Here is a 20093-nt window from a genome sequence, read left to right on the forward strand (position 1 = left end):
AGCCCCGCCGTCCGCACCACGTGGCCATGGTCGCGCATTCACAGCGCCAAGCCTCAGCCGGCGCGAAATATTGTCAGGCCTGCCTGTGTAAACGATCGGCCCCAGAAGTCACGCTGCTGTCGGGTCAGTTCAAAGACGAGAGTTGACCATGGTCAACTTTTCGCAGTGCCACCATCAAAAGCTGAGCGTTAACCTTTGATTAACCTAAAAATTGTTGCCGGATCGACAGAATCAGGCCTACATGCGCTTGGTGGCTGAAAAGGGCATTAAAAGCGTATGTGCGGGATTTTTCGATGAATGTGAAACCAAGCATCAGAGACGAGATTTCTGAGGTTGATCTGCTCATCACTCAGCAGGCTAACGAGCTCTCTGCTATGCTTCACGAGCATCGCCTGGAGATGTTCCCTCCCAACGCTCAAAAGACACTGCGGCCGTTTCAGCTTGCCGAGGCTGCACAGTATCTTGGCGTAACAAGCGGTTACCTTAAGAATCTCTCGCTTGAAGGCAAGGGGCCACAACCTCTCGTGACGCCTTCGGGTCGTCGCTCATACACCGCAGAACAGCTACTCGAGATGCGGCAGTTTCTGGATAAGAATAGCCGGTCCGCAGCTAAATATGTCCCGCATAGAAGGGGTATCGATCACCTGCAGATTATTGCTGTCGTCAATTTTAAAGGCGGGTCGGCCAAGACTACGACGGCAGCGCATCTCGCTCAGCATCTGGCAATCACTGGGCACCGCGTGCTTGCGATTGATCTCGATCCCCAGGCATCCCTATCAGCCCTTCATGGCTTCCAACCGGAAATCGATCACAGCGAATCCTTGTATGAAGCCCTGCGCTACGACGATGAACGCAAAGAGCTCTCGGCGCTCGTAAAGAAAACCAATTTCCCGGGTCTGGACATCGTTCCTGCTAACCTCGAGCTTCAAGAATTTGAATATGATACTCCCCTTGCCCTCGCTCAACGAGACGGGTCGATGGGGCGCATCTTCTTTGGTCGTCTGGACGAAGCTCTCGGAGATGTGGCGGATGATTACGATGTCGTCATTATCGATTGCCCGCCGCAACTCGGATATCTGACGCTAACAGCACTTTCATCTTCGACAGGCGTTCTGATCACAGTTCACCCTCAGATGCTGGACGTTATGTCGATGTGCCAGTTCCTGCTGATGATGGGCGAAGTTATGGGCACATTAAAACGCGCTGGTGCCAACATGAAGCTGGATTGGCTTCGGTACCTCGTGACGCGTTATGAGCCTACAGACGGGCCTCAGAGTCAAATGGTGGCCTTTATGCGCTCGCTCTTCAAGCATCACGTACTTGTCAACGAGATGTTGAAGAGTACGGCGATTTCCGACGCAGGGATCACCAAGCAATCCCTCTATGAAGTCGAACGTTCTCAATTCACTAGAGCAACCTATGACCGTGCGATGGAGTCCTTGCACCGCGTCAATGACGAAATCGTCGGTCTGATCCACCGCGCGTGGGGTCGATAATGTCGAGAAAAAATCTGCTGACTTCGATCACGGAACGGAAGTTGACTACAGTCAACTCAGTGCCATCGTCTGATAAGTTTTCGACGGCGCTGCCGCCGGCGATGGAGAGAAATCGCAATCGCGGGGCCTTCGGAGCGATAACGAAATCAATCGACGAATTGGCTGAAAAGGCGCAGGCCGCCAAAGATTTCGAGACGAAGCTTTTGGAGGGCGAGACCGTTGTGGATCTCGATCCGAGTACAATTGATGCGTCCTTCATTGCCGATAGAATGGATGATGATGATGAGCAGGCCTTCGCGGAGCTTGTAGAAGCTATCCGTCAGAGAGGGCAGGATAGTCCAATTTTGGTGCGCCCCCATCCAGAGTTGGATGGTCGGTACATGACCGTTTTTGGCCATCGCAGAGCCCGCGCGGCAAAGGTTCTTGGTCGGTCAGTCCGAGCTGTTGTCAAGGAGTTGGACGACAAGGACCATGTGATAGCCCAGGGGCAGGAGAACAGTGCTCGGGCTGATTTGTCGTTCATTGAGAAGGCTGTCTTTGCCAGCAATCTCGAACACAAAGGCTACGATCGCGAAGTGATCATGATTGCACTGTCGGTCGATAAGACGGTGGTCTCCAAGATGATTTCCGTAACCAACGACATCCCGGCAGAGGTTGTTCGTGCAATTGGACCTGCGAAAAACAGTGGTCGCGATCGATGGTACAGGCTCGCTATCAAGTTCCGAGAGGAGAAGGCGAGCAACAGGTCAGGAGAACTTACTGGGTCCCGTGAGTTTCAGGCTGCTGACAGCGATCAGCGTCTGGAACTGCTTACGCTTCACCTAGAGAACGATAGGCTGAAGACGGTATCCGGTAAGCCGAAGCAACATTCCACAGCTTGGGCTCCTGCCGACAAAACAGTCAGCGTGATTGCAAAATCTCGACCTAAAGGCTTCTCGTTCGACCTTACACAGAAGGATGCGAAGCCATTTGGTGAGTGGATTTCGAGCAATCTGGACGGGCTCTATGAGTCGTTCAGAAAACAAGAAAAAGTAGCTACAGGAGACTAACCCGCAAAAGAAAAAGGCCCCCAACGACCCGGTCGTGGAAGCCTCTCTCGTATTCTCTAGCAAGATCGAGAATCGCATTTCCCCGAATCGCTGTCAAGAGTCGTAACGTCCGTTTGGGCGGCTGGAATTCTTTTGCCTAACTGAAGGCGAAGGAAATGGAAACGCATATTGCCGCGACCCCGTTTGGGGCGCGACCGATGTCGCTTGCCCTTTTGGCGGCGCAACGGGAGTCTCGTAAAAATCTCCCCGAGGCAAAGGCAGTGGATAAATGGCTGCTCTACAAGAACTTGTGTGAGGGCAAAACCATCATTGGTGTCAGCGATCGCTCGCTCGCGGTCCTGAGCGCCTTGCTGTCGTTTTATCCCGATAGCGAGCTGTCTGAAGAAGGTGGTTTGATCGTTTTTCCTTCGAACAAGCAATTGTCCCTTCGGGCCCACGGCATGCCCGATCCAACACTCAGACGGCACCTGGCTGCGTTGTTGACGGCTGGTTTGCTGCTCAGACGGGATAGCCCCAACGGCAAGCGTTACGCCCACAAGGGCAGGGCAGGGGAGATCGAGGAGGCTTTCGGGTTCTCATTGGCACCGCTTCTGGTCCGCGCTGACGAAATCGCTGCGGCGGCTGAACAGGTGCGCGCCGACAATGCGGCGCTGAGGCTGACGCGGGAGCGGGTGACGCTCCAGCGCCGGGACATCTACAAGCTGATTGAAGTCGCCTTCGAAGAAGGCCTGGCAGGCAACTGGAAGGCGCTGTGGAGCCGGTTCCGGGCTGTGGTGGACAGCATTCCCAGACGCGCGAGCCTTGGCCGACTGGAAGCCATCCTTGCCGAACTGTCGATCATTCGGGAAGAAGTGGATAACATGCTGAATTGCAATGATAATGATGAATTTATAAGCGGCAATGATGCTCATATTGATCGGCAACAATCTGAATCAAATCCAGACTCCCATTTTGAATTTGAACCAGCTTTCGAGAAAAGCGGGGCGAGGGTCGAGCCAGGACGAAAAACCATCGAGCCGGCCAAAGGTTTCCCCCTTGGACTGGTCCTGAAGGCTTGCCCCGACATTGAGGAGTACGCCGCGGGTGGCATTTCGAACTGGCGCGAGTTGATGGCCACGGCCGCGCAGGTGCGGGGATATCTTGGCATCAGCCCCTCGGCCTATGCGGACGCTTTGGACGTGATCGGGCAGGAAAATACGGCCGTCGTGATTGCCTGCATCCTGCAGCGTGCCCAGCATATCCACTCAGCCGGTGGATATCTGAGATCTCTGACCGACAAGGCTACGGCAGGGGAGTTTTCGGTTGGCCCGATGCTGATGGCTGCACTGAAAACAAACGCGGGGACGGCCAGGATGACGGGATGAGACGAGCGGATTGGTCTGGAACGACGCCCTATAGCTCGGCTGGAGATCACTGCGGCAAAGACAACGCTCGTCGAGGATAAGTGCAGATTGCCCAGAGCAGGGGTGGAAGGTCCAGCGCATCCCAGGAACTGGTCTCAGGACGAAAAGAACGATCTGGCCAAGGTTCTGCCGACCATTGCCGATGCCTATCGGCAAGCCGCCAGGACTAAAGCGCGGGAGAAAAAGACATGAGCGAGTTTGCCAAGGATTTGCTGGAAAGCGCCCATGAGGCTGCGGCGATTGCTGCAGGTCGGGTTGGCCCGGCGCGGGCCTTTGTGCCTGAAAAGGTCGACGTTGTGGCCGTTCGCCGGAAGACCGGACTGTCACAAGTCCGCTTTTCCGACCGGTTCGGCATTCCTGTCGCGACACTGCGCGACTGGGAACAGAATCGGCGTAGCCCCGATCACACGGCGCGGATCTTGCTGGCGGTCATCGAGAAAGAACCCGAGGCCGTCGAGCGGGCAATTCATACCGCGGGATAGCGACGCGTCCGAGCTTTTCAAAGGAGCAACCCGGAGGCTTGTCCGGGGTTGTGGTCACTGCTCCTGACCTGCCGTCGGCGGGGGAGGGCTCTTTCAGAGCCCGCTCGCTTTGGTCAGGTTGACGCGGAAACGGTCGCGGCGGCGCTGGTATTTGCGGGTCATTTCGGCACTGGCATGGCCGAGCTGCTTCTGCACGTAGCGCTCCTCGACCTCGGCCGATGAGGCAAGGCCAGCACGCAGCGAATGGCCCGCAAAAAGCCCGGTCCGTTCGGCCTCGGTCAGGTCGCCGCGGACGCCGGCGGCAAGGGCGGTACGTTTGACCAGACGGGCGATTTCCTGGTCGTTGAGCCGTTCGGTGCCGACCTTTTTGCCTCGACCGGTCACGCGGCGAAACAGTGGGCCATGGGAAACGCGGGCAAGGTTCAGCCAGGTCTCCAGGGCCACGACAGGGCAGGTGGAGTCGGCCGATCCACGGCCGATCTCGACCTCGCGCCAGCCGGTTTTTCCGCGCAACGTCACCAGCAGGCCTTTGGGAAAAAAGTCGATCCAGCCCGAAGAATCCTGGGTCTGATCGCGGCCGCAATCGAGGCCAACGATCTCCGAGCGGCGCAGCGCTCCGGTGAAACCGAGCAGCAGCATCGCCCGATCTCTCAGGCCGCGCAGGGTCCCCCTGTCGAGCGTCTCCAGCATGGCGATCAGATCTTCGGGCAGGATCGCTTCCTTCTGCCGGGGAGGGCGGGCGTGGGCATTGCGGATGCCGGCCATGACGGTCGCGATGGCACGGTGTTTCCGGTCGAGTTTTTCTGTCCCGCGCTGGGCATAGTTCCAGCTCAGGGACGCGAGCCGTCGTTCGATGGTCGACACGGATTTTTTGTCGCCGATGCCGGCGCCGGAAGCGAGCGCGGTGATGTAGAGCCCGACGGTCTCGGGATCCGGCGGCATGGTGGCAAAACCCTGGCGCCGGGCCCAGTCGGAAAAGTGCTTCCAGTCGGCGGCGTAGGCGCGGCGGGTGTTGGCGGAACTGGCCGCCTTGACATAACCGCGCGCACGCTCGGCCAGCTCATCAAGCTGGCCCGGATGGCGGCGGACGGGCGAGACGTCGCCGGACGCGAGGGCAGGGGGTGAGGAGCGGTCGGCATCGCCGGCGGAAAGCCAACGATTTGGCTTTTCGAGTGACGAACGGTGAGTGTCCGGTGCGCCTTCCGGCGTATCGGAAGGTCCGGTGGACCTTTCGAAGGACTGCGAACGCCCGAAGGGCTGAGAGCCATAGCGGAGGGCCAGGCCGCCGTCGGCACCGACGACAGCGCCGGGCTCGATGGCCGCCTCCGCCTGCTGCCCCATCGCCATCACCAGGTCGATGATATCGGGCAAATCGTCGACCGGAATGTCGCCAGCTGGGCGGTTATCGTCCAGAAAGGCGTTTTCCGACGCGCTCTCTCGTCGAGCAGAAGGTAGCTCGGTATGGTTTTCCGGGTTTTGCGCGACGTGAGAGGCCATTTCGGCAATAGGCCATCAAATGAATGATAAGGCAACGTTATCGGTCATTATTTATACACGACAGGCGCGGCGGTTAACGCGCAATTCAATTGCCAAAAGCGCCGCCGTGATTCATTCTGCGCGTGATGATTCTGTGGCCAAAACCCCTGTTGCGCGTCTCCGCCTGTTCCCCGGCGCCCCTTCGCCCATGCCGATAGCGGCGGTTCCGATTTGGCTGCGCCGGGTGGTTCCGGATGCGCAAAGCCTTGGCGCACAAGGCGTGGACGACATAGCGCTCGCCGCAGGCGCTGCCATCGCTGCGCTCGACGCGGTGGTGCGCCGCGAGGAAAAATGGGCCGGCGCCTGGCGGCAGCGGCTGGCGCTCGCGGCGGCCGCGGCGACGGCCAGGCAGGCGGGCCGCGTCGAGGATGAGACCCAATTGCGCGACGCCGTGCTGCTCACGCGGCCGGGCGACGACGCCGGGCCCGGCGGCCGGATGCTGCTCGCTTGGCGCCGGCTGGCGACGCAGTCCGCCGGGGGGTTGTTGACGGAGGCGAGCATCGCCAAGGTTCTTGAGGACCTTGGCCATGCCCGCGACGATGAGGCTGCGAGCGATCTGGCCGCCGATCTGCGGCAGCTCGGCGCCGGCGTCGAGACGGTGCGGATGCTCACCGGCGCCTTCATCGCCGCGGAACGATACGGCTTGGGACACCCGGTCGGGGCTTGGCTCGCCGATGCTCTGCTGGCTGAGCGGCTGGGCTGGGCCTATGCCGCTCCATTGTTGGGAACCGGGATAGGGTTGAGTTCAGGCCGATCGCGTCGACCGGCAGCCGCCTTTCCGGTAACGGGTCTCGACACAGACACCGACCGGGCCAAAAACCTGCTCGCCGCGGTGGCGCGGGCAGCCCTGCGCGCCATTGATCTTTCAGCCGAGCTCGGGCGCCGCGCGGATCGCCTACTCGCCATCGCGCCGAAACTCAGGGCCAAGGGAGCGGATGCGGTCGTCGACCGGTTGCTGGACAAAGATGCACTCGTCGCCTCGCGCGGCGACGAGACAACCGGCATGAGCGATCGCGGCCTGCGCCGGCTGTTCGACCGGCTGGTGAGCTTAGGCGCCGTTCGCGAGCTGTCCGGCCGCGCCACCTTCCGCGTCTACGGGCTTTAGGACAGATGGCCGAGGCGACGCGTAGGCGCGGGAAGGGTCAAGCAGGCGACGGCCGGGCAAATGACCATTTGTTTGACCGTGAGCTGGAGCACCTGCCGCCGGAGGCGCGCTGGCGCGAATGGATGCACCGGGTCGAGGCTACTATTTTTGCGGCGAGCGAACCGGTCGGCCGCGAGACGCTCGCCCGCATCGTCGGCAAAAGCTGCAGCCTCGATCTCCTCATCGACGACATTCGCGAGGAGCTGCGCGGCCGGCCCTACGACCTTGTCGCGGTCGCTGGTGGCTGGAAGCACCTGACGCGGCCGGCCTATGCCGACGCCATCCGCGCGGCGATCGGCGGTGGCGAACGCGCAGTGGACCTGACGCAAACGGAGGTTCTGGTCTTGAATGCAATCGCCTACTTCCAGCCGATCACGCGTGGAGAACTCTCCTCGTTCTTCGGCAAGGAAATTTCCCGCGACCTGATCGGCCATCTGCGCGGCGCCGGCCTGATCGCGTCCGGCCCGCGCGCACCGCAGCCCGGCGCACCCTACACCTACGTCACCACGCAGGCATTCCTGCTGGAGTTCGGGCTTAACACGCTGCGCGACCTGCCCGATTTTGAGGCGCTCGAGGACGCCGGGCTGTTGAGCAGGGAGAAGCTTCTGGCCGGGGATATTCCCATCGTATGGTCGATCGGCGAAGAGGGTGCCTGACGTTGATTTGTCCGCGTATCATCGAAACTTGTCCGGCGTCAGCACTGATGGGACCAAAGCGGCTTAACTGAGAACGGAGGATTTCTGGTTCATCGTAGCCTTTCAAAGGAGCGAAGATGAGACAGAAATCCGGAACCGGGAAAGCGCCGGCAGAGCAGGTCATCAAAGACATCCGCCGTGCGACCCGCAAGCAATATTCGGCCGAGGAGAAGATCCGCATCGTGCTGGAAGGCTTACGCGACGAAGAGTCGATCGCGGCGCTGTGCCGGCGCGAGGGGATTGCCGAGAGCCTGTATAATGGAAGCTCGCGGCGCCGAGACCATCACCGCAGCGCTGGCGATGGAGTGGGTGACGTCGATCGGCCGGCAACCGAGCTGGTCCATCCGCCTGACCGATGTGCGCTGCTTCGCCCAGCACCTTGCTCATTTCGATCCCATGACGGAAGTGCCACCTCAAGATGCCGTGCCGGCGCCGCGGCGGGCAAAGCCCTACATCTATAGCGATGCCGAGATTTCGGCGCTTCTGGCAGCGGCACTGACGCTGCCGCCGGCCAAGGCCCTGCGCCGCTGGACATATCATTGCTTGTTCGGATTGATAGCGGTGGCCGGGCTGCGCCATTCCGAAGCGCTCAACCTGCGCAGGGACGACGTCGATCTCGGCCAGGGCATTCTCACCATTCGCGAGACGAAGTTCGGCAAGTCGCGGCTGGTCCCGCTCCATGCCACGACGGTCGCCGTGCTGTCGGACTATGCCGCGCGACGCGACGCGCATCTCGGTACGCCGCGCAGCCCCTATTTCTTTGTCGCCGAGCAGGGCGGGAGATTGCTGCACCAATACGTACACCGCGTGTTCTGGAAGCTGTCGCGACAGATCGGACTGCGGCAGAAGGGGCAACGCAACGGTCCGCGGATTCACGATCTCCGCCATCGTTTCGCCGTCCAGGCCCTGATCAACTGGTATCGTGCGGGCGAAGACGTCGAGCGCGAACTGCCGGTCCTCTCGACCTTTCTCGGCCACGTCAATGTTCGCGACACCTACTGGTACCTGTCCGCCACGCCGGAACTGATGACCCATGCCGCACGACGATTGGATGAGCGGTGGGAGGTTCGCTCATGAGCGGCGCGAACCACCTGGCCGTGCTGACCGAGCGGTGGTTTACCGATCGTCTCATGCGGCATCGAGGCGTAAGCTCCAACACCATCGCCTCCTATCGCGACACCTTCCGGCTCCTGTTTGCATTCGCGCAGACACGCCTTGGCAAGTTCCCGTCGCAGTTGACGCTTCGGGATTTCGACGCGCCTTTCATTGGCGCATTCCTGGAGGACCTTGAGACGAGCCGATCCGCCTCGGTAAGGACGCGGAATCTCCGTCTCACGGCAGTTCGGTCTTTCTTCAGATATGCGTCGTTCGAGGAGCCGGCATACAGCGCCCACATTCAACGCGTGCTCGCGATCCCGAGCAAGCGATGCGACAAGTGGCAGCTTCAGTTTCTCACCAGACCCGAGATTGAAGCGATCCTAGCCTACCCGGATCGTAGCTCATGGCTGGGTCGGCGCGATCACACTCTGCTGTTGCTGGCTGTGCAAACGGGGCTGCGGGTGTCGGAGATCGTCGATCTCGACCGGGACTCGGTGATGCTCGGCCGCGGTGCCCATGTGCGATGTATCGGCAAGGGCCGGAAGGAGCGAAGTACGCCGCTCACCAAGGTTGCACAGCAAGCCCTTCAGTGCTGGCTCAAGGAACCCAGGAAGCGCGGCGCAACGGCTCTATTTCCGAACGTGCACGGCGGCAAGCTTAGCTCCGACGGCGTGCAGGCGTTGCTGAACAAATATGTCGCCAAGGCGCGTGAGCACTGCGTCACCCTTCGCTCGAAGCGCGTGTCGCCCCATGTCTTGCGGCACAGCGCTGCCATGGAGCTGCTGCAGGCGGGCGTCGATTGTTCGGTCATCGCCCTGTGGCTGGGCCATGAGACGATGGAAACGACCCTGACCTACCTTCACGCACATCTTGAACTGAAGGAATCCGCGCTTGCCAAGCTGAAGCCATATGAACGCCGAAGGGCCGAACGATTTCGACCAAACGACCGGCTTCTGGAATTCCTGAACGCCCTTTGAACGACAAAACTATGCCGAGTGTCAGAGACCGGTTTCGGTCGAAAATCGCGGGCAAAGCGCTTCATACCGCTACGATCGGGATAGGCGCTCGGCATAGTTCGGCGTGCGGCATAAACCTGCAAGATCAACGGCGTCGAGCCCTTCGCCTATCTCAAGTCAACCCTGACTGCTATCGCAAGTGGCCATCCTCAAAGCCGCCTCGATGACCTGCTTCCGTGGAACTTCAAGCCGTCAAGCTAGGACACCTGCGGCCCGCAGCGAACGCTTACATTATTGTGGTGGATGCCGCAGGAGAGGCTTAGACTCTAGATCGTCCTGCGTTGTGAGGCCGCAGCGCCACCGATCTGGCGCACCCCGGGCTCACATGTTCGGATAGACCGGCCCCTCGCCGCCCTGGGGTGGCACCCAGTTGATGTTCTGGTTGGGGTCCTTGATGTCGCAGGTTTTGCAGTGGACGCAGTTCTGCGCGTTGATGACGAAGCGCGCATCGGCGTGCCCAGGCTCGGCGGCAATCGAATTGCCGTCGGCGTCGACCCACTCATAGACGGCGGCCGGGCAATAGCGTGCCGACGGGCCTGAGAACAGGCTGTATTCAGAACGCTTCTGCAGTTCCATGTCCTTGACCTGAAGATGGATCGGCTGATCCTCTTCATGATTGGTGCTGGACAAGAACACCGATGACAGGCGATCGAAGGTCAGCACGCCATCCGGCTTCGGATAATCTATACGCTTGTGCTTTTCGGCAGGTTCAAGCGTGGCATAGTCCGGCTTGCCATGCTTCATGGTGCCAAAGGGCGAGCATCCGAACAAAGTGTTCAGCCACATATCCAGCCCGCCGAGGCCGACGCCTATCAGTGTGCCGAAGCGCGACCAGAGCGGCTTGACGTTGCGGACGCGCTTGAGATCCTTGCCGATGGCGCTAGCGCGCCAACCGGCCTCATAGGCCGAAAGTTCGTCATTGGCGCGGCCTTCGGCAATGGCTGCCGCGGCATGCTCTGCCGCCTGCATGCCCGACAGGATCGCATTGTGCGAGCCCTTGATGCGCGGCACGTTGACGAAGCCGGCCGCGCAGCCGATCAGCGCACCGCCAGGGAATGTCAGTTTCGGCACCGACTGCCAGCCACCTTCGGTGATGGCGCGCGCGCCATAGGAGATGCGCTTGGCGCCCTCGAAGGTGCCGCGGATCGCCGGATGCGTCTTGAAGCGCTGAAATTCCTCGAAGGGTGAGAGATAGGGGTTCTTGTAGTTGAGGTGAACCACGAAGCCCACAGCGACCAGATTGTCTTCGAGGTGATAGAGGAACGAACCGCCGCCGGTCTTCATGTCCAAAGGCCAGCCAAAGGAGTGCTGCACGAGGCCCGGCTTGTGGTGTTCCGGCTTGACCTGCCACAGCTCCTTCAAGCCGATGCCGAACTTGCCGGGCTCGCGATCCTTGTCGAGGCCGAAGCGCGCTATCGCCTGCTTGGAAAGCGATCCGCGTGCGCCCTCGCCGAGCAGCACATATTTGCCAAGCAGCGCCATGCCCGGCGCGAATGCGGGTCCATGCGAGCCGTCGCGCTCCACGCCCATATCGCCGGTTATAACACCGGTGACGGCTCCGTCATCATTGTAGATCAGGCTTGCAGCGGCAAAGCCGGGATAGATTTCCACGCCGAGCGCCTCGGCATGGGCGGCAAGCCAGCGACAGACATTCCCGAGCGACACAATGTAGTTGCCGTGATTGTTAATCAGCGGCGGCATCAGGAAGTTGGGCAAGCGCACCGAACCGGCAGGGCCGAGCACCAGGAAATGATCGTCGGTGACGGGGGTCTTGAAAGGGTGGTCGGCATCCTCGCGCCAGTTAGGCAGCAGGCGATCTACGCCGAGGGGATCGACGACGGCCCCGGACAATATATGCGCACCGACTTCGCCGCCCTTTTCGAGAACGACGACGGAAAGCTCGGGGTTGACCTGTTTAAGCCGAATCGCCGCTGCCAGACCCGCTGGCCCGGCCCCGACGATGACCACGTCGAACTTCATGCTTTCACGCTCATGCGGCTCCTTTTCCCCGATCATTGCGCGTCAAATCGCTTTTGGAGTTCCGGCAGGATGGTGAAGAGGTCGCCGACGATGCCGTAATCGGCGACCTGGAAGATGGGGGCTTCCTCGTCCTTATTGATGGCGACGATGACCTTGGAATCCTTCATGCCGGCCAGGTGCTGGATGGCGCCGGAGATGCCGCAGGCGATGTAGAGGTCGGGGGCCACCACCTTGCCGGTCTGGCCGACCTGCCAGTCGTTGGGCGCATAGCCGGCATCAACGGCGGCGCGGGATGCGCCGACGGCGGCACCCAGCTTGTCGGCCAGCGGCAGGATCACCTCCTGGAACTTCTCCGAGGAGCCGAGCGCGCGCCCGCCCGAGATGATGATCCTGGCCGAGGTCAGCTCCGGCCGGTCGCTGCCCGACAGCTTGTTTACAACAAAGCTCGAGAGGCCGGGATCGGCGGCGGCGTTCACCGTCTCGACCGCAGCCGAGCCGTCCTCGCCGGCTGCCGGGAAGGAGGCGGTGCGCACGGTGATGACCCTTCTGGCCTCGCCCGACTGCACCGTCTGGATGGCGTTGCCGGCATAGATCGGGCGCCGATAGGTGTCGGCGCTCACCACTTCGATGATCTCCGAAATCTGCGCCACATCGAGCAGGGCGGCGACGCGCGGGGCGACGTTCTTGCCGCTGGCGGTGGCCGGCGCGACGATGGTGTCGTAGCCGCTTGCCAGCGACACGACGAGGGCGGCGAGCGGCTCGGCCAGGCGCTGCTCGAGTTCGTCGGCCTCGGCCAGCAGCACCTTGCGCGCGCCTTTCAGCCTGGCGGCAGCGTCGGCGGCCGCCTTGGCGCCCTTGCCGGCCACCAGCACGTCGACATCCGCGCCGATCTGGAGGGCGGCGGAAAGCGCCTTGGCCGTCTGGTCCGACAGGGTTGCGTTGTCGTGTTCGGCGATGAGGAGAATTGCCATTTCTTTTTCCCTTATTTCATCAGCAGCTTGAATTCCGATCAGGCCGCGGCGAAAACGGTTTGTTCGGGGTCACCGAAGGTGACGAGCGGAGCGTACTTCAGTACGTGAGCACCGGAAGCGCGGAAACCAGCCGTTTGCAGGCCGGCCTCATCGGAATTCTCTAGAGCACGCCGGCTTCGTTCTTGAGCTTGTCGACCAGTTCGGCCACGTCCTTGACCTTGACGCCAGCCTTGCGGCCGCCCGGCTCCTCGGTTTTCAGCACCTTCAGGCGGGGGGCCACATCGGCACCGAAATCGGCCGGGGTCTTCTCGTCCAGCGGCTTCTTCTTGGCCTTCATGATGTTGGGCAGCGACGCATAGCGAGGCTGGTTGAGGCGAAGGTCGGTGGTGATGATGGCCGGCATCTTCAGGCTTACCGTCTGCAGGCCGCCATCGACCTCGCGCGTCACCTTGGCCTGATCGCCCTCGATCTCGACCCTGGAGGCAAAGGTTCCCTGGCTCCAGCCCAGCAGCGCCGACAGCATCTGCCCGGTCTGGTTGGCGTCGTCGTCGATCGCCTGCTTGCCCAGGATCACCAGGCCCGGCGCTTCCGCCTCGACCACGCCCTTCAGCACCTTGGCCACGCCCAGCGGTTCGGTTTCGCCCTCGACCTTGACCAGGATGGCGCGGTCCGCACCCATGGCGAGCGCCGTGCGCAACGTCTCTTGCGCCTGCGCCGGGCCGATCGAGACCACCACGATCTCCTCGACCTTGCCGGCCTCCTTCAGGCGGATCGCTTCTTCCACCGCGATCTCGTCGAACGGGTTCATCGACATCTTCACATTGGCAAGCTCAACGCCCGAGCCGTCCGACTTCACGCGAATCTTTACGTTGTAGTCGACAACCCGCTTCACGGGCACGAGAACTTTCATGTGACAAATCTCCTTGTTAATCTATCCTTGGCTTCGCCTAAGGGCATCGAATGAGCGCACAATCCGGCGCGCCCGTTCGAGAACCGGACGATCCACCATCTGCCCGGAGACCTTGACAGGCTTGCCGTCCCCGGCAAGCGAGACAATTTCTTGTGCCCATGCGAGGTCGGCGTCGCTGGGGCGGAAGGCTGCAGCGATGGCTGCTACCTGCCGAGGATGGATGGCAAGCTTGCCGCCAAAGCCGAGTCCGGCCGCTGCTGCCGCGTCCTGCCTAACAAGCTCAGCATCGCCAGTGGCTGTGCAAACGCCATCGATCGGCGCTGGCAGGCCGGCCACGCGCGAGCGCAGCACGATCTCGCTGCGCGCGAACAGCAGCGTCTCCCAAAGCGGGTCGCAACCGAGGTCCAGCGCATAGTCGAGCGATCCGAAGGCGGCGCCAATCACGTTTTCGGCTCGCAGCGTCTTCGCAAGACCAGCGATGCCGGCTGCGGTCTCGATCAGCGCGACGACCGGTATCGAACGGCCGAACGCCGCCGCGATCGCTTCGACCTCCGCCACTTCTTCCGTCTTAGGCAGCATCACGGCATCCACGCGTGCTGCGCGAAGCGCGGCAATGTCATCGGCGAACCACAGCGAGCCATGGGCATTGATGCGCACCCAAACGGGGACGCCCGACCTAAGCCCATGGCGGACCACTGCGTCGCGTGCAGCGGCTTTTTTTTCCGGCACGACGCCGTCCTCGAGATCGAGGATCACCGTGTCGGCGCCGCTGTCCGCCGCCTTGCCGAAACGTTCGGGCCGGTCGCCGGGCACGAAGAGGGGAGCGATGGGCAGGGTTCTCACCAGAAAGCCTTTCCAGTCATGGTAACGGTGCCGGTCCCACTTTCCGTCCAGCAGGCGATGTCGCTGCCCTCGCGACGAGCCTTGGCCCGGAAAATGCCGCCGGCAACCAGCGGCGACACCGCACGATAGACGAAGCGTTTCGGCCGGCCCTGTGCGAGCGCGGCGGCGAGGTTGGCAAGCAGCGTCGCCTGCAACGGGCCATGGACAAGCAGGCCGGGAAGGCCTTCTTCGTTGCAGGCGTAGGGCAGATCGTAGTGGATGCGATGGCTGTTGAAGGTCAGCGCCGAGTAACGGAACAGCAGGGAAGTCGTGGCTTCGACCTCCCAGGCAAGATCGCAATCGGCAGCTTCCCCGAGATCGGCACGCGGCGCAGCCTCCGGGCGGCTGGCGGGCAGATAGACGATGTCCTGGCGTTCGGTGACGTAGCCGCCCGATGCGCCGGCCAATTCATGGCGCATCGCGACGAAGCGGAGCCGCCCGGACTTGCCCTCCTTTTCGGAAATCGAGTCGAAAGTCGAGCGCCGCTCGACGGTCTCGCCGACCGCCAGCGGCTGCCCGAACTCGATCTCGCCGCCCGCCCACATGCGCCTCGGCAGATCGCAGGGCGGCAGGAAGTCGTCGAGAGGCGGATGGCCATCGGCCTTCAGGTCCACGGTACGTGTCAGCGGTGGAACCAAGCACCAATGAGCGCATAGGGGTGCCTGACCAGGGTCCGACGAAGCGAGGAAGGGATCGAGCGTTGCCACGAAACTCGCGACTAGCCGTTCGCTCAGCACGTCGGTGTCCGTGCGCTGCCTGCCGATCCGGGCCGATACGGGATCGCTCATGTTACGTCACCTCGACTGGTACACCGAATTCGGCGCGTATGGCATCGCTGTGTTCGCCGAGCCCCGGCACGCGCTTCGGTGCGTCATTGTCGGTTCGGCCGGCAGGTCTCGGCAGGGTAAAGGCCTCGCCGCCGGGCAACGCGCCGTCGATGCGGCGCAGGGCCGGGTGAACAGACAGCTCGTGAAGCTGCGAAATTCGGCCCCAAGCGATATCGCCACGCTCCAGCTGCTCCATTGCCTGCGCCAGCGTTAGGCGGGCGAAGCGGGGGGCAATCTCGGCATCGAGCGCATCGCGATTGCGAACGCGGGCGGGATTGTCGGCAAAGCGCGGGTCGTCGATCAATTCCGGCCTTTCCAGCACCACATTGCAGAAGCGTTTCCACTCGGCCGGGTTCTGAACGGAAATGACGATCGAGCCGTCCTTGCAGCAATAGGGGGCGTAAGGGTAGATCGAGGCGTGCGAGAGCCCGTGGCGGGAAGTTTCACGGCCGGCATGCTCCAGATGCAGCAGCGGCACGGTCATCCAGTCGGCCACCGCGTCGAACATGGCGATCTCGATGACTTTGCCCTTGCCGGTGCGGGCACGCTCCAACAGCGCTTCCAGGATGGCAGCGTGCGCACTCATGCCTGTGGCGATATCGGCCACCGATACGCCAACCTTGGAAGGCACTTCCGGCGTGCCGGTGACGGCGCAAAGACCGCTTTCCGCCTGCACCAGCATGTCATAGGCGCGCATGCCTTTGGCGCTGGTGTCCTGCCCGTAGCCGACGATCTCGACGGCGATCAGTCGTGGGTGGCGGGCGATGAGGTCGCGTCCGCCAAGGCCTAGGCGCGCGGCCGCACCGGGCGCCAGATTTTGTACGAAGACGTCGGCGCGGGCGACCATCGCATGTGCGACGGCAAGATCCTGCGGGTTCTTGAGGTCGAGCACCGCGCTTTCTTTTCCACGGTTCAGCCAAGCGAAATAAGCACTGGTGCCCTTGACCGTGCGATCGTAATGGCGCGCCGTTTCGCCGTCAGCCCGCTCTATCTTGATGACGCGGGCCCCGCCGTCCGAAAGACGGGCAGTCGCCAGTGGCGCGGCGACGGCCTGCTCGATGGCGACGACCAGAATGTTGTCTAGCACACTCATGACAAACCCTTAGGGGAAACCTAGTAGGACCGGGGCAGGCCGAGCACATGTTCGGCGATGTAGGACAGGATCAGGTTGGTAGAGATGGGGGCCACCTGATAGAGGCGGGTCTCGCGGAATTTGCGCTCTACGTCATATTCCTCGGCGAAACCGAAGCCGCCATGGGTCTGAATGCAGACATTGGCGGCCTCATTGGAGGCATCCGCGGCGAGCATCTTGGCCATGTTGGCCTCGGCACCGCAATCCTGTCCGGCCTCGTACCGGTCCAGTGCCTCCTTCACCATCAGTTCGGCCGCGCGCATGGAGGCATAACTCTTGGCAATCGGAAATTGAATGCCTTGATTCATGCCGATGGGCCGACCGAACACTTCGCGCTCCCTCGCATATTTGCTGGCCTTTTCAATAAACCACTTGGCATCGCCCACGCACTCGGAGGCGATCAGGATGCGCTCGGCATTCATACCCGATAGGATGTAGCGGAAACCATTGCCCTCTTCTCCGACCAGACTGGCGGCGGGCACCCGCACATCCTCGAAATACACTTCCGTGGTGGAGTGGTTCATCATGGTGCGGATCGGCCGGATCGTGAGGCCGGCCGATTTCGCCATGCGCATGTCGACGATGAAGACCGAGAGTCCCTGGGTGCGTTTGGCCACCTGGTCTATAGGCGTGGTGCGGGCCAAGAGCAGCATCAGGTCGGAATGTTCGGCACGGCTGGTCCACACTTTCTGGCCGTTGATGACGTATCCGTCACCGTCGCGGCGCGCGAAGGTACGGATCGACATCGTATCCGTGCCACTGGTTGGCTCGGTCACGCCGAAGGCTTGCATCCGCAGCTTGCCGGAAGCGATGGCAGGCAGATACTCTTGCTTCTGCGCTTCGGAGCCGTGCCGCAGCAGCGTGCCCATGATATACATTTGCGCATGGCAGGCGCCGCCGTTGCAACCCGCACGCTGGATTTCTTCTAGGATCGCGGCCGCGGCCGAAAGACCAAGCCCGGAACCGCCAAATTCCGTCGGTATGAGCGCGGACAAGAAGCCGCTCTCGGTCAGCGCATTTACGAACTTCGAAGGATAGGTCATGTCTCGGTCGAGCGCGCGCCAATATTCGCCCGGAAAATCGGAACAGAGACGGCGCACCGCCTCGCGGATTTCGGAATGATCTTCATCGAGTTTCATGTCAAAAAAGTCCTTGCGGTCGCGACCGCGCGTTGGGCGTGCAGCCGTTTACGGTCGATTATTGGTAAAGCCGGATGGAGCGGACCGGCGCGTCGCCAGGCAGGGCTAGGACGGCCTGGATCAGGCACTCGGCTCTCGCTTCTGCACCCGCAGCAGCCATTAGCGCCGTTGCCTTGGCCACAAGTTCCGTCTCATTGACGGGATTGGCAGGATCGCCCTTGCATTGGTCACGGGTCTCAGTCAGTTTTTCACCGTTCGACAGCACTACGACGACGCGGCTGCCCCAAGCTGTCGGATAACGGGCTTCGAACGCGTCATCCTCGGCCACCGAAACCTGGTTTGCCAGGAGCGCCAGACGCTGCCGACCGGCATTGTCAAAGCTGGAGGCCGTGACCGATCCGTCCGCGAGCGCCGCTGCTACGCAATGCTGGAGCGAGAATCTTGCGCTATAGGCATCGGCGGGCGCCGAACGATCGCAGACATCGAGGGCGGCGCGGTAGGTCTCGACATGGACGGCCCAGATAGATCCGACGCGCTCCGCCCTGACCCTATCGTGCAGCGCCAGCGCGGCATCGATGGTCGGATGGGTATGCCGGCAGCAGGGCCATGGCTTGATCGAGGTTTCGCGCAACTGCCAGGGAGCCTTGGCATCGGCCAGCACGGCGTCGGGGCGGGGATCGAGGCACAGGCCGCGAAAGAAACCCTTCTTACCCTCGAGTATGCGGTCGGGGCCGGTAAAGCCTTCCCTGGCCAGGCGGGCGGCTACAATCCCCGCCTCGGCTGCCCGCGCCGTATGCAAGTGCTTGCTCATGGCGCCGGCGTCGAGGAATTCCCACAGTCCGCAGGATTGCGTGCCAGCATTGCCGAGCGCCCAGACGGCTTGATCCTCGTTCAATCCGAGTAATTCGGCGGCAGCCATAGCCGAGCCGAAGGGACCGCAGGTGCTGGTGTTGTGCCACACGCGATAATGCTTGGGACCCACAGCCATGCCAACGCGCGCGCAGGCTTCGTAGCCTGCCAATACGGCGGCAAGGAAAGCGCGGCCGGAGAGGTCTAATTCCCTAGCCAGCGCGAACGCGGCCGGAATTACCACGCAGCCCGGATGCGTTACGGAACCGCGATGGAGATCGTCCATTTCGAGAATGTGGGCCATGCCGCCGAAATGGAAGGCATATCGTTCGGCCCGACTATCGGGTGGCGTAACCTTGCCGAGAATGCGTCCCGGCATTGTGTATGCCGCGCCGACAGCGCAGGCGATCGTGTCGAGCACGAACAGGGCAGCCATGTGCAGGTCGCCGTGATCGTACTGCTTGCTTCTGATTAGACGCACAAGCTGTCTTGTGAGGCTTGGTGGAATATCCGTTACTGCAGTCATGGCCGTGCCGCCGTTTTGTTCCAAAAAAATTGCCTAAAGCAGTTTGCAAAACCGGACGCATCGATCCGAAGTCCTTGCACTATGCTGCCATAATCATTTTTGAGTGTCGTTAGCATTATAGATGCGCTTTCGAGTTCTTGCGATGTGTCAGGTTTTCTAGATCGACCAGCGGATCATAGGGCGATCCGCTGGATTGTTTTTGGAGCCAGAGTGACATCAATGGGGTGGTGGTTCGGGGCCATTATGGCTAGGCAAGTCTGGCAGAGCGCTGCGGTCGCTGTTGCCAAGTCGCATTCTCCACCCTACTTCGAGGGCGTTCGCGGAGCCTTACTGACCTCCCAAGCCTGCGGGGTTTTCGATATCAGCCCCAATCTCTTCCAGGTCGGAATATCTGTCGCCAATCCGGTGGTGCGGGCGTCCGCCAGTCGCCGCAGCAAGCGCCACCACCAGTTCATCCGGGGCAGGCGCATCATAGATCGAGAATTGCGTGGTCAGATAATGCGATCTCCGCCCGGAATCGTGAATGTCCATCATCGGAATTTGGATCTGGATACCTGCGGGTCCACGTGTATTGGTAAAGCCAAGATAAGTCTTGGCCCCAACTGCTTGACGGTAGAAATTTCCGAATTTCAGCGTGTGGATCAGCGCCGAGGCATGTTCTAGTTCGCAATCGGTGCCGGCGACGCAGGCCTTTCCATAAGCCTCGATGGACTCGGCCGACCCCACTAGCGCCACCAGCCTATCGGCGAGTGCTTTGCCAAGGACAGGCGCCATACGGTTGATTTCAGGCTTGAGATCATCGACATAGCCTTTGCCATGCCAGGGGTTTTGCACCACAGCGGCCACGCCGATCATCCTGAGGATCGGATCCGCGGCCCTTTCGCCGTCGCGGTAGATGTCTTCGTCGAAAGTAACAATCTTGCGAAGTTCGGGCAGCATAAGCTTTCCTTTCAAAGTA

Annotated in this window: 19 protein-coding genes and 1 pseudogene; 10 read left to right on the forward strand and 10 right to left on the reverse strand. The window is 61.5% G+C overall.

The genetic code is table 11. From position 1 onward, the window contains the following. The first annotated feature begins 293 nt into the window (after window positions 1-293). The 4 genes from repA to IG197_RS31535 all read left to right on the forward strand — a co-directional run bounded on the left by repA (window position 294) and on the right by IG197_RS31535 (window position 4430). Window positions 294-1496 carry a plasmid partitioning protein RepA gene (gene repA, locus IG197_RS31520; RefSeq protein ID WP_192320760.1) on the forward strand — a complete coding sequence of 401 codons (1203 nt, stop codon included), beginning with the start codon at window positions 294-296 and terminating at the stop codon, window positions 1494-1496. Beyond that, a complete protein-coding gene (gene repB / locus IG197_RS31525) occupies window positions 1496-2545 on the forward strand; it encodes a plasmid partitioning protein RepB (RefSeq protein WP_192320762.1) in 1050 nt (349 codons plus the stop codon). The genes repA and repB overlap by 1 nt, the downstream gene beginning before the upstream one ends. Window positions 2546-2700: 155 nt before the next feature. Further along, window positions 2701-3909, forward strand: coding sequence for a plasmid replication protein RepC (gene repC, locus IG197_RS31530; RefSeq protein WP_192320764.1), 1209 nt, complete (start codon window positions 2701-2703; stop codon window positions 3907-3909). A 227-nt stretch (window positions 3910-4136) separates the two neighbouring features. Beyond that, the gene (locus IG197_RS31535; protein ID WP_192320766.1) at window positions 4137-4430 is read left to right on the forward strand and encodes a DNA-binding transcriptional regulator; all 294 of its coding nucleotides are present in this window, start codon (window positions 4137-4139) and stop codon (window positions 4428-4430) included. Window positions 4431-4523: 93 nt separating this feature from the next. Here IG197_RS31535 and IG197_RS31540 read toward each other — a convergent pair whose 3' ends face one another. Continuing rightward, window positions 4524-5927, reverse strand: a complete 1404-nt coding sequence (locus IG197_RS31540; protein WP_192320768.1) for a site-specific integrase — start codon at window positions 5925-5927, stop codon at window positions 4524-4526. Window positions 5928-5946: 19 nt separating this feature from the next. Between IG197_RS31540 and IG197_RS31545 the strand changes: the two genes are divergently transcribed. From IG197_RS31545 to IG197_RS36970, 6 genes and pseudogenes are all read left to right on the forward strand, one after another. After that, the gene (locus tag IG197_RS31545) at window positions 5947-7071 is read left to right on the forward strand and encodes a DUF1403 family protein (RefSeq protein WP_371746596.1); all 1125 of its coding nucleotides are present in this window, start codon (window positions 5947-5949) and stop codon (window positions 7069-7071) included. A 5-nt stretch (window positions 7072-7076) separates the two neighbouring features. Beyond that, window positions 7077-7766, forward strand: coding sequence for an SMC-Scp complex subunit ScpB (locus IG197_RS31550; protein ID WP_192320770.1), 690 nt, complete (start codon window positions 7077-7079; stop codon window positions 7764-7766). Window positions 7767-7882: 116 nt separating this feature from the next. Further along, window positions 7883-8107, forward strand: a pseudogene (locus IG197_RS31555) (IS3 family transposase); the annotation flags it as partial. After that, a complete protein-coding gene (locus tag IG197_RS31560) occupies window positions 8064-8882 on the forward strand; it encodes a tyrosine-type recombinase/integrase (protein ID WP_192320771.1) in 819 nt (272 codons plus the stop codon). The pseudogene IG197_RS31555 and the gene IG197_RS31560, both read left to right, overlap by 44 nt. Further along, a complete protein-coding gene (locus IG197_RS31565) occupies window positions 8879-9880 on the forward strand; it encodes a tyrosine-type recombinase/integrase (RefSeq protein WP_192320773.1) in 1002 nt (333 codons plus the stop codon). Before IG197_RS31560 ends, IG197_RS31565 begins: the two co-directional genes overlap by 4 nt. Before the next feature lie 162 nt (window positions 9881-10042). Further along, on the forward strand, window positions 10043-10120 hold the full coding sequence (locus IG197_RS36970) for a hypothetical protein (protein WP_371746600.1): 78 nt from the start codon (window positions 10043-10045) through the stop codon (window positions 10118-10120). A 120-nt stretch (window positions 10121-10240) separates the two neighbouring features. Here IG197_RS36970 and IG197_RS31575 read toward each other — a convergent pair whose 3' ends face one another. From IG197_RS31575 to IG197_RS31615, 9 genes are all read right to left on the reverse strand, one after another. Continuing rightward, complete coding sequence (locus tag IG197_RS31575; RefSeq protein WP_192320775.1) at window positions 10241-11935, reverse strand: electron transfer flavoprotein-ubiquinone oxidoreductase; 1695 nt, start codon at window positions 11933-11935, stop codon at window positions 10241-10243. Continuing rightward, the gene (locus tag IG197_RS31580; RefSeq protein WP_192320777.1) at window positions 11932-12870 is read right to left on the reverse strand and encodes an electron transfer flavoprotein subunit alpha/FixB family protein; all 939 of its coding nucleotides are present in this window, start codon (window positions 12868-12870) and stop codon (window positions 11932-11934) included. Before IG197_RS31580 ends, IG197_RS31575 begins: the two co-directional genes overlap by 4 nt. A gap of 160 nt (window positions 12871-13030) precedes the next feature. Continuing rightward, a complete protein-coding gene (locus IG197_RS31585; protein WP_192320779.1) occupies window positions 13031-13780 on the reverse strand; it encodes an electron transfer flavoprotein subunit beta/FixA family protein in 750 nt (249 codons plus the stop codon). A gap of 21 nt (window positions 13781-13801) precedes the next feature. Then, window positions 13802-14593 carry a CoA ester lyase gene (locus IG197_RS31590; protein ID WP_246765475.1) on the reverse strand — a complete coding sequence of 264 codons (792 nt, stop codon included), beginning with the start codon at window positions 14591-14593 and terminating at the stop codon, window positions 13802-13804. Between the two features lie 26 nt (window positions 14594-14619). Then, on the reverse strand, window positions 14620-15450 hold the full coding sequence (locus IG197_RS31595) for a MaoC family dehydratase N-terminal domain-containing protein (protein WP_192320781.1): 831 nt from the start codon (window positions 15448-15450) through the stop codon (window positions 14620-14622). 1 nt (window position 15451) lies between these two features. Beyond that, entirely contained in the window at window positions 15452-16582 is a 1131-nt protein-coding gene (locus IG197_RS31600; RefSeq protein ID WP_192320782.1) for a CaiB/BaiF CoA-transferase family protein, read from the reverse strand. Between the two features lie 20 nt (window positions 16583-16602). Next, a complete protein-coding gene (locus IG197_RS31605; RefSeq protein WP_192320784.1) occupies window positions 16603-17760 on the reverse strand; it encodes an acyl-CoA dehydrogenase family protein in 1158 nt (385 codons plus the stop codon). Window positions 17761-17818: 58 nt separating this feature from the next. Next, the gene (locus IG197_RS31610) at window positions 17819-19045 is read right to left on the reverse strand and encodes an MmgE/PrpD family protein (RefSeq protein WP_246765476.1); all 1227 of its coding nucleotides are present in this window, start codon (window positions 19043-19045) and stop codon (window positions 17819-17821) included. A gap of 417 nt (window positions 19046-19462) precedes the next feature. Next, the gene (locus IG197_RS31615) at window positions 19463-20074 is read right to left on the reverse strand and encodes an amino acid synthesis family protein (RefSeq protein ID WP_192320787.1); all 612 of its coding nucleotides are present in this window, start codon (window positions 20072-20074) and stop codon (window positions 19463-19465) included. Between the last annotated feature and the right edge of the window lie 19 nt (window positions 20075-20093).

Source organism: Aminobacter sp. SR38, assembly GCF_014843375.1.
Lineage (GTDB): Bacteria > Pseudomonadota > Alphaproteobacteria > Rhizobiales > Rhizobiaceae > Aminobacter > Aminobacter ciceronei.

Excerpts from the sequence above, each read along its gene's own strand:
- repA (WP_192320760.1), top strand. The coding sequence starts at position 294 with ATGAATGTGAAACCAAGCATCAGAGACGAGATTTCTGAGGTTGATCTG.
- repB (WP_192320762.1), top strand. The coding sequence starts at position 1,496 with ATGTCGAGAAAAAATCTGCTGACTTCGATCACGGAACGGAAGTTGACT.
- repC (WP_192320764.1), top strand. The coding sequence starts at position 2,701 with ATGGAAACGCATATTGCCGCGACCCCGTTTGGGGCGCGACCGATGTCG.
- IG197_RS31535 (WP_192320766.1), top strand. The coding sequence starts at position 4,137 with ATGAGCGAGTTTGCCAAGGATTTGCTGGAAAGCGCCCATGAGGCTGCG.
- IG197_RS31540 (WP_192320768.1), bottom strand. The coding sequence starts at position 5,927 with ATGGCCTCTCACGTCGCGCAAAACCCGGAAAACCATACCGAGCTACCT.
- IG197_RS31545 (WP_371746596.1), top strand. The coding sequence starts at position 5,947 with ATGAATGATAAGGCAACGTTATCGGTCATTATTTATACACGACAGGCG.
- IG197_RS31550 (WP_192320770.1), top strand. The coding sequence starts at position 7,077 with ATGGCCGAGGCGACGCGTAGGCGCGGGAAGGGTCAAGCAGGCGACGGC.
- IG197_RS31560 (WP_192320771.1), top strand. The coding sequence starts at position 8,064 with ATGGAAGCTCGCGGCGCCGAGACCATCACCGCAGCGCTGGCGATGGAG.
- IG197_RS31565 (WP_192320773.1), top strand. The coding sequence starts at position 8,879 with ATGAGCGGCGCGAACCACCTGGCCGTGCTGACCGAGCGGTGGTTTACC.
- IG197_RS31575 (WP_192320775.1), bottom strand. The coding sequence starts at position 11,935 with ATGATCGGGGAAAAGGAGCCGCATGAGCGTGAAAGCATGAAGTTCGAC.
- IG197_RS31580 (WP_192320777.1), bottom strand. The coding sequence starts at position 12,870 with ATGGCAATTCTCCTCATCGCCGAACACGACAACGCAACCCTGTCGGAC.
- IG197_RS31585 (WP_192320779.1), bottom strand. The coding sequence starts at position 13,780 with ATGAAAGTTCTCGTGCCCGTGAAGCGGGTTGTCGACTACAACGTAAAG.
- IG197_RS31595 (WP_192320781.1), bottom strand. The coding sequence starts at position 15,450 with ATGAGCGATCCCGTATCGGCCCGGATCGGCAGGCAGCGCACGGACACC.
- IG197_RS31600 (WP_192320782.1), bottom strand. The coding sequence starts at position 16,582 with ATGAGTGTGCTAGACAACATTCTGGTCGTCGCCATCGAGCAGGCCGTC.
- IG197_RS31605 (WP_192320784.1), bottom strand. The coding sequence starts at position 17,760 with ATGAAACTCGATGAAGATCATTCCGAAATCCGCGAGGCGGTGCGCCGT.
- IG197_RS31610 (WP_246765476.1), bottom strand. The coding sequence starts at position 19,045 with ATGGCTGCCCTGTTCGTGCTCGACACGATCGCCTGCGCTGTCGGCGCG.
- IG197_RS31615 (WP_192320787.1), bottom strand. The coding sequence starts at position 20,074 with ATGCTGCCCGAACTTCGCAAGATTGTTACTTTCGACGAAGACATCTAC.